Annotated in this window: 11 protein-coding genes; 8 read left to right on the forward strand and 3 right to left on the reverse strand. The window is 72.4% G+C overall.

The features are described 5' to 3' along the window. Positions 1 to 149 precede the first annotated feature (149 nt). Positions 150 to 1,592 carry an NADP-dependent phosphogluconate dehydrogenase gene (gndA, locus tag AB0D31_RS07095; protein ID WP_362718159.1) on the reverse strand — a complete coding sequence of 481 codons (1,443 nt, stop codon included), beginning with the start codon at positions 1,590 to 1,592 and terminating at the stop codon, positions 150 to 152. 230 nt (positions 1,593 to 1,822) lie between these two features. Between gndA and AB0D31_RS07100 the strand changes: the two genes are divergently transcribed. Next, a complete protein-coding gene (locus tag AB0D31_RS07100) occupies positions 1,823 to 3,073 on the forward strand; it encodes a transglycosylase family protein (protein ID WP_362718162.1) in 1,251 nt (416 codons plus the stop codon). On the opposite strand, the gene AB0D31_RS07105 is transcribed toward AB0D31_RS07100, so the two are convergent. After that, the gene (locus AB0D31_RS07105) at positions 3,043 to 4,218 is read right to left on the reverse strand and encodes a DMT family transporter (protein ID WP_362718165.1); all 1,176 of its coding nucleotides are present in this window, start codon (positions 4,216 to 4,218) and stop codon (positions 3,043 to 3,045) included. The two genes, AB0D31_RS07100 and AB0D31_RS07105, sit on opposite strands and share 31 nt — an antisense overlap. Before the next feature lie 318 nt (positions 4,219 to 4,536). Here AB0D31_RS07105 and AB0D31_RS07110 point away from each other — a divergent pair, with 318 nt between their 5' ends. From AB0D31_RS07110 to AB0D31_RS07120, 3 genes are all read left to right on the forward strand, one after another. After that, the gene (locus tag AB0D31_RS07110; protein ID WP_362718168.1) at positions 4,537 to 4,779 is read left to right on the forward strand and encodes a hypothetical protein; all 243 of its coding nucleotides are present in this window, start codon (positions 4,537 to 4,539) and stop codon (positions 4,777 to 4,779) included. A 1-nt stretch (position 4,780) separates the two neighbouring features. Beyond that, positions 4,781 to 4,999 carry a Clp protease N-terminal domain-containing protein gene (locus AB0D31_RS07115; RefSeq protein ID WP_362718170.1) on the forward strand — a complete coding sequence of 73 codons (219 nt, stop codon included), beginning with the start codon at positions 4,781 to 4,783 and terminating at the stop codon, positions 4,997 to 4,999. Positions 5,000 to 5,268: 269 nt separating this feature from the next. Further along, positions 5,269 to 6,795, forward strand: coding sequence for an SDR family NAD(P)-dependent oxidoreductase (locus AB0D31_RS07120; protein WP_362718173.1), 1,527 nt, complete (start codon positions 5,269 to 5,271; stop codon positions 6,793 to 6,795). Positions 6,796 to 6,888: 93 nt separating this feature from the next. Here the strand turns inward: AB0D31_RS07120 and AB0D31_RS07125 are convergent, their stop codons facing one another. Beyond that, a complete protein-coding gene (locus tag AB0D31_RS07125; RefSeq protein ID WP_362718175.1) occupies positions 6,889 to 7,482 on the reverse strand; it encodes an inositol oxygenase family protein in 594 nt (197 codons plus the stop codon). A gap of 343 nt (positions 7,483 to 7,825) precedes the next feature. On the opposite strand from AB0D31_RS07125, the gene AB0D31_RS07130 reads away from it, so the two are divergent. From AB0D31_RS07130 to AB0D31_RS07145, 4 genes are all read left to right on the forward strand, one after another. Continuing rightward, positions 7,826 to 7,999, forward strand: a complete 174-nt coding sequence (locus AB0D31_RS07130; RefSeq protein WP_362718178.1) for a hypothetical protein — start codon at positions 7,826 to 7,828, stop codon at positions 7,997 to 7,999. A gap of 174 nt (positions 8,000 to 8,173) precedes the next feature. Beyond that, positions 8,174 to 10,222 (forward strand): S9 family peptidase, encoded by a 2,049-nt coding sequence (locus AB0D31_RS07135; protein WP_362718181.1) that lies wholly within the window; start codon positions 8,174 to 8,176, stop codon positions 10,220 to 10,222. Positions 10,223 to 10,359: 137 nt separating this feature from the next. Then, on the forward strand, positions 10,360 to 11,538 hold the full coding sequence (locus tag AB0D31_RS07140) for a DUF6777 domain-containing protein (RefSeq protein ID WP_362718183.1): 1,179 nt from the start codon (positions 10,360 to 10,362) through the stop codon (positions 11,536 to 11,538). Positions 11,539 to 11,663: 125 nt separating this feature from the next. After that, positions 11,664 to 12,683, forward strand: a complete 1,020-nt coding sequence (locus AB0D31_RS07145; RefSeq protein ID WP_362718242.1) for a hypothetical protein — start codon at positions 11,664 to 11,666, stop codon at positions 12,681 to 12,683. The last annotated feature ends 147 nt before the right edge of the window (positions 12,684 to 12,830 follow it).

Below are 12,830 nucleotides of genomic sequence, written 5' to 3' on the forward strand. Positions count from 1 at the left end.
CGGCGGTCTGAGCGCCCTCGCACCGGTCCGGCAGCCGGGGCCGTGCGGCCGAGCGGCCTCGCCGGCCCCCAGCCCCGGCAGGGCGAGCGAACCCGGTCTCGGCGCCAGGCCGGGTCCGCCCCCAGCCCGGCGCCCCGGCGAGGACGGCGTCAGCCCGCGGCCACCTCCGACCGGTCCCCGCCCCACATCGTGTGGAACGAGCCCTCGCGGCCGGTGCGGCGGTACGTGTGCGCGCCGAAGAAGTCGCGCTGGCCCTGGGTGAGGGCAGCCGGGAGGCGTTCGGCGCGCAAGGCGTCGTAGTAGGCGAGCGCCGCCGAGAAGCCCGGCACCGGTACGCCCTGGCGGGTCGCCGCCACGATCACCGCGCGCCAGTCGTCCTGCGCCGCCCCGATCTCGTCGGCGAAGTGCTTGTCCGAGAGCAGGCTCGGCAGCTCGGGCTCGGCGTCGTAGGCGGCCCGGATGCGGTCGAGGAACGCGGCCCTGATGATGCAGCCCGCGCGCCAGATCGCCGCCACCGTGCCGGGGTCGACCTCCCAGTCGTAGTTCTGGCTGCCCGCCTGGACCTGGTGGAAGCCCTGCGTGTACGACACGATCTTCGACGCGTACAGCGCCTGCTCGACCTGATCGGCGAAGGCCGCCGCCTCCTTCTCGTCCAGCGGGGTCACCGTGGGCCCGCTCAACTCCCGCGCCGCCTCGCGCAGTTCGGCGTGGCCCGAGAGCGAGCGGGCGAATACGGCCTCGGCGATGCCTGACACCGGGACCCCGAGGTCGAGCGCGATCTGCACCGTCCAGCGGCCGGTGCCCTTCTGCTCCGCCTGGTCCTCGACCACGTCGATGAACGGCTTGCCGGTCGCGGCGTCGACATGGGCGAGCACCTCGGCCGTGATCTCGATCAGATACGAGTCGAGTCGGCCGGTGTTCCAGCCGCGGAACGTCTCGGCGATCTTCTCGGGGGAGTAGCCAGCGACCGTACGCAGCAGGTGGTACGCCTCCGCGATGAGCTGCATGTCGGCGTACTCGATGCCGTTGTGCACCATTTTCACGAAGTGGCCCGCGCCGTCCGGTCCCACGTGTGTGACGCACGGCGAGCCGTCGGGGGCCTTCGCCGCGATCCGCTCCAGGAGCGGGCCGAGGGACTCGTAGGACTCGGCAGAGCCGCCGGGCATGATGCTCGGCCCGTTCAGCGCGCCCTCCTCGCCGCCCGAGATGCCGACGCCCACGAAGTGGATGCCGCGCTCGCGCAGTTCGCGCTCGCGCCGACGGGTGTCCTCGAAGTGGGCGTTGCCGCCGTCGATGATGACGTCGCCCTCTTCGAGGAGCGGCGCGAACTCCTTGATGACCGCGTCCGTCGGGTCGCCCGCCTTGACCATGATGACGAGACGGCGCGGCCGTTCGAGGGCGGCCACGAAGTCCTCGGGCGACTCGGCCGCGACGAAGCTGCCCTCGGAACCGAACTCCTCGACCAGCGCGCGGGTCTTGGCCGCCGTCCGGTTGTGCACGGCGACCGTGAAACCGTTGCGCGCGAAGTTACGGGCGAGGTTGCGGCCCATGACCGCGAGTCCGGTGACGCCGATCTGGGCTGTTCCACTCATGCGTGTGCTCCTGGATCCTCGGGGTTCGCGGCGCCACGAGCAACCGTCACGACGCGCGGTTGCGGCCCACCCTACGTAACGCACCACGTCAGACGGGATGGACCGGGTGCCCGACACGGGGGCCGAAAGTCCCGCTCTCCCTGAACGCCTCCCTCCGTTTGTCCGACCCCTTGTCATGGCCAGTTCGCAGCCCCTACTTTGGCGGCTCTTGATGCCTTCGAGGGGGACTCATGGCCTTACGCGGCCGGCACCGCCGGTATCAGCCGAGCCGGATCAACCAGGCGTCCCTGACGGTCACGGCGGGCGGGGTGGGAATCGCCCTTCCGCTGATCGCGGCCGGCACCGCGGACGCCGCTTCCGTGGACGTGTGGAACAAGGTCGCGGCCTGCGAGTCGTCGAGCAACTGGCACATCAACACGGGCAACGGCTTCTACGGCGGGCTCCAGTTCACCCAGTCCACCTGGGCGGCGTACGGGGGTCACCAGTACGCGGCGCGCGCGGACCTGGCCACCCGCGACCAGCAGATCGCGATCGCCGAGAAGGTGCTCAAGGGACAGGGCCCCGGAGCCTGGCCGGTCTGTTCGGGGGAGGCGGGTCTCACCCGGGGCGGCTCGGCCCCGCAACTGACCACGACGACCCAGCACCGCACCGAGATCAAGCCGGCCGCAGCCCCGGCGGCCAAGCCGCGTGCCGCGCAGCCGTCCACCGCGAAGCCGCAGGCCACCAAGGCGTCCGCCGCGAAGAAGGCCGAACAGGCGAGCCCGACCCACGTGCCGGGCGTGCGCGATGCGTACACCGTGATGCACGGCGACTCGCTCTCCCTGATCGCCGAGCGCGAGCGCGTCCAGGGCGGCTGGCCGCATCTGTACGCCGAAAACCGTACGGTCGTCGGCGCCGACCCGGACCTCATCCGGCCGGGACAACACCTGACGCTGCCCGGCGGCGCTCCCGCGAAGCCGACGGCCCCGCCGAAGGGCGTGCCCAAGCCCGCCGCCAAGCCGGTGGCTAAGGCGCCGGTGAAGGCACCTGCGAAGGCGCCGGCGGCCAAGCCCGTGGCGAAGACGCCCGCCAAGTCCGCCGGGTTCACCGCGCCCGTCGACGCGCACCCCAGCACCCCGTACCACAAGGCCGGTTCGTCCTGGGCGAGCGGCTATCACACCGGCGTGGACTTCCCCGTCTCCACCGGCACCTCGGTCAAGGCGGTCACCTCCGGCACGGTCGTCGAGGCCGGCTGGGGCGGCGCGTACGGATACGAGGTGGTGATCCACCACGCCGACGGCCGGTACAGCCAGTACGCGCACCTCTCCGCGCTCACGGTGAAGGCGGGCCAGAAGGTCAACACCGGCCAGCGGATCGGGCGTTCGGGTGCCACGGGCAACGCGACCGGGCCGCACCTCCACTTCGAGATCAGGACCGGCCCCGGTTACGGCTCCGACGTCGACCCGCTGGCCTATCTGAGGGCGGGTGGCGTCGCCGTCTGATCCGGAGTGTCCCCGCGGTGATCCGGTGCGTCCTCGTGGTGATCCGGCGGACTGTCATGCCGGGCCGCCGGACGGTCGGGGTGATCCGGCGGACTGTCATGCCGACCCGCCGGACGGTCGGGGTGATCCGGCGGATCGTCGTGCCGGCCCGCTGGATCGTCGTAGTGACCCGGCGGGCCGTCGTGCCGGCCGGGCGGATCGTCGTGCCGGCCCGCGGGGTCGGCCTCGTGACGCCGGTGGCCCGGGGCGTCCTCGCGGTGGTCGAAGCCGTCGGGCCGCGTGGGTGCGCCGGATGTCATGTCGGGTTTGTCGTGCCGGGTGGCGGCGAGCCGTTCCGTGGTGAGCAGGACGAGGCCGCCCGCCGCCACGGCACCGAATCCGAGGGCGACCGCCGTGCCGGCGACCCCGTACCGGAAGGACTCGCCGAACAGGGTCAGGCCGATGGCCGCGGCGACCACCGGGTTGACGACGGTGACCGTCGCCAGCGGCGCCGCGAGGCCGGCACCGCGGTAGGCGGCCTGCGAGAGCAGCAGCCCCGCGCAGGCGAAGCCGGCTATCGCGCACAGGACGGGCACCTCGTGCAGGGGCAGCCCCGCGTGCCAGTCCTCGGCGACGGACTTGGTGAACACCGAGGCGAGGCCGAACGAGGCACCCGCCGCCGTCGCGAGCAGGACGCTGCGGGTGGCCGCCCGGTGCAGCGCCCTTGAGGCGAGGAACAGCGCCGCGACTCCGCCGAACCCGGCCGCGACCAGCACGAGGCGCGATGCCGGGGCCAGTACGTCGGCGTCCGCGCCGTGCGTGAGGACGAGCAGACCGGCGAGGCCGACCGTGGCCATGACCGCCCCGCGCCATGCGGCGGCCCCCGCCCGGCGCCGCACGAACACCGCCGACATCGGCAGCGCGAACACGATGGTGAGCGCGCCCATGGGCTGCACCAGCGTCAGCGGGCCGAAGGCCAGCGCGGCGACGTGCAACGTCGCACCGAGCCCGTTGAGAGCGACCGAGCCCCACCACGCGGGACGGCGCACGGGGGCGTACGCGCTGCTCGGGGCGGAGGCGGCGACGCGCTCCTGAACGATCGCCGCCGCCGCGTACGCGACGGCGGAGACCAGGGACAGCAGCACGGCCAGGACAAGGGCGCTCATGGCTCCCACGATGTCTCGTTGTGGACCCCGTGTCGTCGTCCCTGAGCACCGAATGCGCCGTACTCCAGGAGGAGTAGGGACATGCGACCAAGGTCGTCCCAGATATCGGACTTTCAGTAGAAGCGCAGCTCAAAAAGGGCGTCAAGAGGTTCGGAAGATCACCTTCCGTGAGTGTCGGCGGGACGGTGAGGCCCTGACGTAACGCGCCTGTCCACGGGGGCGGATCCGGCCACGACGAGGTCGTGCCGGGGTGGCACGTCCTGCCATGTTTGTCAGGGTTTCTTGACACCCGTACGTCGTCAGGGCAACCTGACACTCATGGAAGCTGAGGACACACCGGCCTCGCTGGCCGGACAGGTGACCAACAAGGACCCGGCCGTCGGACTCGCGGCGGTGGTCGCCCTGCGTCGCCTCCTGGAGGAACTGGAGCGCGTCCACGTCGACAACGCCCGCGAGCAGGGCTGGTCCTGGCAGACCATCGCCACGTCGCTGAAGGTCAGCAGGCAGTCGGTGCACGAGAAGCATGCGAGCAGGCGCAAAGCCACCGGCAAGGAGGACTGAGGTGTTCGAGTTTTTCACCGAGCGTGCCAAGGAAGCGATCGTGGCGTCGCAGGACGAGGCGATCGCCCTGGGCCATGACTTCATCGGCACCGAGCACCTCCTGCTCGGGCTCGCCGGAACGGAGGGCGGCACCGCGGGGCAGGTGCTCGCGGCTCTCGGCGCGGACCGGTCCCGGCTGCGTGCGGCGGTCCTGGCCGCCATCGCGCCCGAGACCGCGTAGGTCACCGGGGCGGCCGCCCCCACCACCCCGGCCGCCCCTGCCCGCACCGACCAGGCCGCCCTTGCCATCCCGGGCGCCCGGGCCACCCGCCCCGACCTGCCAACCCCCACCACCCCGCTCGCCCCCGCTCGTGCCGGGGCGAGCGGTTTGGTGTGGAGGGGCATCGCTCCGTACCATGGCGCTTTTGGGAACTTGATATGCACGACTGCTGGACATCCACGGGGATATTCGCGTGGGTATCCACGAACTGATCGAGGAACGCGGCGGCCATGACGGTGACAGAGGACTTCCAGGACCAGGAGCACGGTCCCGGTGTCGACGAGCAGCCCGGTGAGGGCGTCGACCAGGACTTCGGTCCCGGTATCGACCCCGAGCGGCTCGCGCTCTGCCTGAGCGTGCTCGCCGAACTCGACATGATCGACGTCGACCACCCCGACGCCATCGCCGTGCGCCGAGCCACCGCCGGCATCTACCGCACCGTGAAGCAGCGCCGCCGCCAGGAGCGCCGGGCCGCCAAGACCGCCCACGACCGGGCCGTCACCGAGGCGACCGCCACCGGCTCCGCCGAGCGCATCGACGACGAGACCGAGGGCCTGCTGCCCAGCTCGTCGGTCACCGGCGAGATCGCGGGCATACTCCAGCGCCCCCGCTCCTGCTACATCTGCAAGGGCCGGTACGTCGAGGTCGACGCGTTCTACCACCAGCTCTGCCAGCCGTGCGCCGCCCTGAACCGCGCCCGCCGCGACGCCCGCACCGACCTCTCCGGCAAGCGCGCCCTGCTCACCGGAGGCCGGGCGAAGATCGGCATGTACATCGCGCTGCGGCTGCTGCGCGACGGCGCGCACACCACCATCACCACGCGCTTCCCCAAGGACGCGATCCGCCGCTTCAAGGCGATGGAGGACTCCGCGGAGTGGATGCACCGCCTCGAAGTCGTCGGCATCGACCTGCGTGACCCGGCGCAGGCCGTCGCCCTCGCCGAGCAGACCGCGCAGCAGGGCCCGCTGGACATCCTGATCAACAACGCCACCCAGACCGTGCGCCGGCTGCCCTCCGCCTACGCGGCGCTGGTCGACGGCGAGAGCGCCGCGCTGCCCGCCGGTGAGCTGCCCGCCCACCACGTCATCGGGGCCTTCAACTCCGGTGCCGTCGACGGGCTGACCGCGCTTCCCGTGGGCACCTCCGGGCTCGACGCCCAGCGGGTCGCCGACCTCGCCCTCGTCGCGGGCAATGCCAGCATCGCCCGGTACCAGGACGGCACCGCCCTCGACGCGGGCGGTCTCCTGCCGGACGTCGTCGACACCAACACCTGGGTGCAGTCCATCGACCAGATCTCACCGGTCGAGCTCCTGGAAACCCAGCTGTGCAACTACACGGCGCCGTTCATCCTGATCAGCATGCTCCGCCCGGCGATGGCCGACGCCGCCCGCAAGGCGCCGAACGGCCGCGCCTACGTGGTGAACGTATCGGCGATGGAAGGCGTGTTCAGCCGCGGCTACAAGGGCGCGGGGCACCCCAACACCAACGCCGCCAAGGCCGCCATGAACATGGTCACGCGCACCAGCGGCCAGGAGATGTTCGAGACCGACAAGATCCTCATGACCTCGGTCGACACCGGCTGGATCACCGACGAGCGCCCGCACCACGACAAGCTCCGCCTCGCCGAGGAGGGCTTCCACGCCCCCCTCGACCTGGTCGACGGCGCGGCCCGCGTCTACGACCCGATCGTCCGCGGGGAGCTCGGCGAGGACCAGCACAGCGTCTTCCTCAAGGACTACCGTCCCGCCAACTGGTAGGCAGGGGCCTTCCGGGCCATGGGGATGGGTGAGGGGACGTCACGCATGCGTGACGCCCCCTCACCCATCAGAGTCCGGCCCCTGCGGCCCCCGTCACCAGCCGTGGCCCGAAGGCCGGCACGCCCGGTCCGCGACGAGCTCCAGAACCGGACGCCAGTCGTCCATGACACCCGCGTCGAGGCCGACGACCTTCCCCGCGTCGTCCGCCTGTCGCAGGACCACCGCGTCCTCGGCCTGAGGGTCCCGGGTGAAGGCGGCCACCTCATCGGGCCCCATCACCCCGCCCTGTGCCTGCAGTGTGCGGGCACTCTGCGGCGACAGCGTACGGTCCGGCTCGACCGCCGACAGATAGCGCTTCGCGGCGACGTGCAGCTGCACCAGCCGGGCCACCCGCTCCCCGAGCAGTGGACGTACCGCGCGCGCCGCGGTGTCGGCGTGGCCGGCGTCATCACCCGGACGGAGCACATGGCCGAGATCGTGCACGAGCCCCGCGACCTGCAGTTCCTTGTCGGCCGGGTGGGAGCGCCGCAGCAGATGGGCGGTCTGGAGCGCGTGGTCGTGCAGGTCGACCGGATCGCCGCTGCGGTCGGGGGTGTCCCAGGCGCCGCGGCAGGAGTGGAGGAGCTCCATCAGCTCCTCGACCGAGCCCACCGACCGCTGTGCACCGGGCCTGCTCGACAGCTCCATGTGTTCTCCTCCCCGCGCGCGGCAGCCGACCGGATCAGCAGATCATGGCGGGGTGAACGCCGGGCTGAACGCCCGGCGAAGAAAAGTTGACGCAAAGGAAGTGGCCCTATCGAGCGCGACCGCGCTCATTTGGTTACTCTGGTGCGCACGGTAGCCACGGCGGGTCCACCAACCCTCCAGGCCCGTTCCGGATCCGTCCCGCAACCTGTGGCCGTGATGCGGACAGAGTGCCGGCGCCACCGCGTCAGAACTGCCCTTGCCCCCGCCCTCGGGTGGACGGACACCGGGTCGCGGGACGACGCAACCGGGACGCCCAGGGTTACGCGACACAGAGGAGTGCGCGGTGACACCAGAGACGACAGAGCGAGAACGCCGGACACCGGAACGCGTCGGCGAGTGCGCCGGCCGGCCCGAGAAGCTCCGTAACATCGAGGTCTGGGCCAGGTCGGCCCCGATCCGCCTGGCGGGTTACGAAGAGGACCTCGCCGAACCGCACATCCTGCCCGGCATCGACTGACCCGCGCGTTCCACCGGTCCCGTGCCCCCTCTCCGCAGGGGGCACGAGTCGTTGGGTGCCTCGTCTCCTGGCAGGCGGAACGTCCTCGTCCGGTACGGCATATGACGAGCCGTCAGCATGTGGTGGTTCGCGGCATCCTTGATGGCCGGGTGCGCCGCGGGCAGGATGACGCGCATGCCCGACACAGCAGGCGAGCCCACCGCCTTCCACGACCTGTCCGCCTTTCTCGCGACGCCGCGCGTCAACCGCCTCGCCCTCTCGCCCGACGGGCAGCGCCTGGTGGCCGCCGTGCAGAGCCCCAACGCCGAAGGCAACGGCTTCGTGTCGGGCCTGTGGGACATCGACCCCGCCGCGCTGCGCGAACCCACCCGCCTGACCCGCTCCCGCGCGGGCGAATCCGCGCCCGCCTTCTCCGCGGACGGCACCCTGTACTTCCTCTCCGGGCGCGAGGACAACGACCCCGGTGCGGCAAAGGGCGACGACGAGGGCTCCGGCGTATGGGCGTTGCCCGAGCGCGGCGAGGCGCGGCTGGCGGTCCGTCACCCCGGAGGCGTCGCCGGATTCGGACTCGCCAGGGACACCGGCGTCCTCGTCTACACCGCCGGGCTGCTGCCCGGCGCGGCCGACGCCGAGGCCCACGGCAAGCTGCGCAAGGACCGCGCCGAGGCCAAAGTCACCGCAATCCTCTACGAGTCCGGGATCACCCGGTTCTGGGACTCCGACCTCGGCCCCGACGAGCCGCACACCTTCGTGCGAGGCGCCGGCGGTGGCGGCCCGGTCCTCGACGCGGCGGACGGCTCCGCGATCGACACCGGCGGCCAGGGCTTCGTGAGTGACGCGCAGACGGCGCTCTCGCCCGACGGCACACGGGTCGCCTACACCCGCTTCGTGCACGGCCGGGTGCCCGACGAGAACCGTACGGTCGTCGTGGTCGCCGACACCGCCACCGGTGAAGAGCTGCACATCGTCGACCGGGACGGATGCGATTACGCCGCCCCGGTGTTCACCGCCGACGGCTCCGCCCTGCTGTGCATCCGCGAGCTGACCGCCACGTACGAGACGTCGTTCTCCTACACCCTGGTCCGTATCGACCTGCCGGGCGGCGCCGAGAGCGACCTTCTGGCGGACTTCGTGAACTGGCCCCTCGCTGTGGTGGTCTCGCCGCGCCCCGACGACGAGACCCTCTGGTTCACCGCCGACGAACGGGGCCACTCGCCGGTGTTCCGGCGCGACCCCGACGGCACGGTCACCCGGCTCACCGCCTCCGGCGCGTACACCTCGCTCTGTGTGGCCCCCGACGGCCGCACGCTGTACGCGCTGCGCAGCGCCGTCGACGCGCCGCCCACCCCGGTCCGCCTCGACGCCGCCGAGCCCGACCAGGAACCCGTCGTGCTCAAGGCGCCCGGCGGCGCGGGCCGGCTGCCGGGCACCCTCACCGAGGTGCACACGACGGGCGACGACGGCTTCCCGCTGCGCTCCTGGCTCGTGCTCCCCGAAGGCGCCTGCGCGGAACGGCCCGCGCCGCTGATCGTCTTCCCGCACGGCGGCCCCCAGTCCTCCTGGAACGCCTGGACCTGGCGGTGGAACCCGTGGCCCTTCGCGGCCCGCGGCTACGCGGTCCTGCTGCCCGACCCCGCCCTCTCGCCCGGCTACGGGCCGCTGATGCACGAGCGGGGCTGGGGCCAGTGGGGCGGCCGGCCCTACCGGGACCTGATGGCGATGACCGACACCGCCGAGGCCCGCCCCGACATCGACGAGCGCCGCACCGGCCTCGCGGGCGCCTCGTACGGCGGCTACATGGCCAACCGGATCGCCACCCTCACCGACCGCTTCCAGGCGATCGTCTCGCACGCCTCGATCTGGGACCTGCGGTCCTTCCAGTCCGACTCGGACGCCGCCGTGTACTTCCGGCGGATCTTCGGGGACCCGATGACCAGGCCGGAACGGTACGAGACGGACTCGCCCGCCCTCGCGGCCGACCGCATCCGCACACCCATGCTCGTGGTGCACGGCGCGAAGGACTACCGCGTGCCCGTCGGCCAGGGCATGGCCCTCTTCCAGGACCTCCAGCGCCTCGGTGTCCCCGCGAAGTTCCTGTACTTCCCCGACGAGAGCCACTGGATACTCCGCCCGGGCCACGCCCGGCTCTGGTACGCGGCGCTGCTCAACTTCTTCGACCACCACATGCTCGGCGCCCCCTGGCACCGCCCCGAACTGCTGTGACGGCCCCGGCAGGCGACGGGAGCGCGCATACCGCGTGACGGGGTGGCTCACCCGTTTCGCCCAGTCCCTTTGCGCGGAGGGTGCGCCTGCCGCACACAATGAGGGGTCAACTCGGGGCGTACAGGTGGGAGATCCACGTGCCCTCGACCCCGCGCACCATCGCCACTGCCGTCGCCGTTCTCTCCGTCGGCGTCTTCGCCGCCGGATGCGGCGGCGGCGCCAACGGCGCCGACAGCCGGCAGGACCTGAACCTCCAGCCGATCGCGGCCCAGGGACCGGACCCGTTCACCCCGTCCACGGCCGAGTCGACGGCGACCCCCACCCCGTCCCCGCCGCCCGGCGCCAAGACCGGCAACCCGACGGCCGGGCTCTCCGCGACGCGTACCGTCTCCGGCTCCACGCCGGGCCTGTACGGCGGCACCCAGTCGGTCGCCAGCTGCGACATCGAGAAGCAGATCCGCTTCCTCGGCGGCGACCGGGCCAAGAACCGGGCCTTCGCCGACGCCGCCGGGGTCGACCCTGGTTCGGTCGCGGGGTTCCTGCGCGGCCTGACGCCCGTGGTGCTGCGCGCCGACACCCGCGTCACCAACCACGGCTTCCGCGCCGGCGCCGCCACCAGCTTCCAGTCGGTGCTCCAGGCCGGCACCGCGGTCCTGGTCGACGACCACGGCGCGCCCCGGGTCCGCTGCGCCTGCGGAAATCCCCTGAAGCCGCCCAACGCCCACCAGGGCAGCTGGACCGACAAGGGCAAGCCCTGGCCCGGCTACCGGGGTGACCGCGTCATCGTGGTGCGGCCCACCACGGTCGTCATCAACAACCTGATCATCGTCAACGTCGTCAACAACACCTGGATCGAGCGCAAGAGCGGCGACGACGGGCAACACGACCGCCGGCGCCCCGACATCCACATCGACCCGGTCAAGCCGCCGGTCCCCGAACCGCCGTCGCCTCCCGCGAGCCCCAGCACCTCGCCGCCGGTCACCAGCCCGCCGCCGAGCCCGGACTGCCCGACGCCGGCGCCGACCGTGACGGTCACCGAGACGCCGAGCCCGTCGGCGCCCTCCACGCCGCCAGTGTCGCCGCCCGCGCCGCCCAGCGCGCCGGCGCCGTCCGCGAGCGGCTGCCCCACGGCCACCGCGACCGTGACCGCGCCGCCGCCCTCGCTCTCCCCGTCGCCGCCGTCGTCGTCTCCCGCGCCGGAGTCGAGCCCGCCCGGCGATCTGCCCTCGGGGCCCAGTGACGTCCCGAGCGGCCAGCCGAGCGGGCCCGACGACTACGACATCTACGGGCCCTCGCCCGAGTCGGAGAACGTCTGAGCGGCCGGCTGGACACCGGGGAGGCACGAAAAGCCGGACCAAGGGGTGCATATAGGCTGCACCCCTTGTCCGACTCGTTCGTCGTCCTCCCCGAAAAGCCAGGAGCGTTCTCCGTGACCGTCGCGATCGACCTGCCCGAACCGTCCGCGCCGCCCGCCGGCGAAGTGCACGAGAGCGTGGCGCGCGACGCCCGCGAGTTCGGTGCCTACGCCCGCACCGGCGGCTGGGCGTTCGCCCTGAAGGTGGCGCGCAGCGTACGCCCCGGCGGGCAGGCGGCCGGCGAGACGCCCAAGGTTTCGGCGAAGGAGTTCAGCGCGCTCGCCGGCTGCTCGGCCGAGCGCGTCATGCGCTACTACAAGGCGTGGGACAAGGCATCCGACGACGGTATCGTCCCGCTCTTCGAGGCGCTCGTGCCGGGCGAGGACATCGAACTGCCCGACGCCGACGTGTGGTTGACGTACTACGTCTCCCACTCCAGCGCGTCCTCCGAGCGGGGCAGCGCCATCACCGCGGCCGCCGAGGCCGAGGGCATCCGGCCGACCAAGGCCCTGGAAGTCGCCGAGAACCCCACCGCGCTGCGGGCCGCGATCCTCGCCGACCCCGGCACCGCCCAGGCCGCCCGTACCGCGCTCCTGGACCGCGTCAGGGAAGACCCCGCGCTCCAGACCGAGCTGGCCCGCGACATCGTCCGCACCGACCAGCTGAAGAAGGCGGTGGCCGGCGAGGCCAGGGCCGCCGACCGCATCGGATATGTACGCCAGATCGTCGAGAACGGCCAGATCAGGACGCCGGCGGGCCAGACCGTCGACGCCCCCGCGGAGCTGCGCGCCGAGGCCGAGCGCCACCTGTCGCTCCTCGACGAGCTCGACGGGTCCGAAGAGGCCGGCGAGTGGGCCACGGAGGCGTACGACACCGTCAAGGGCCTGGTCGCCGAGGCCGTGGAGGCCGATCCCGAGCTGCGCGTCCAGGAGCGCCGCACCAAGTTCTACAGCAGCCTGCAGAAAGCGACGAAGGTGTTCGAGGAGCTCACCCTCGACGACGCCGACGACATCTACGAGGACGACATGGTCCAGCGCCTCGAAGCCCTCCAGACGGCCATCGGCACCTGCATCACCGCCCTGCGCAAGGCGTCCCCGACGCAGTGACCCGTGCCGGCCGCTCCGCCCCCGCCTCCCGCATGCGCACGGTCCCGGCTGCGCCTAGCGTGGCCCCATGGACGTGGCTGAAGGGGGCGGAGGGGCGGCCGAGCTGTGCCATTGCGGTGGCCCGGCCGACGGCGAGGAGTGCCGCTT

The sequence above is a fragment of the Streptomyces sp. NPDC048361 genome (assembly GCF_040651795.1).
GTDB lineage: Bacteria > Actinomycetota > Actinomycetes > Streptomycetales > Streptomycetaceae > Streptomyces.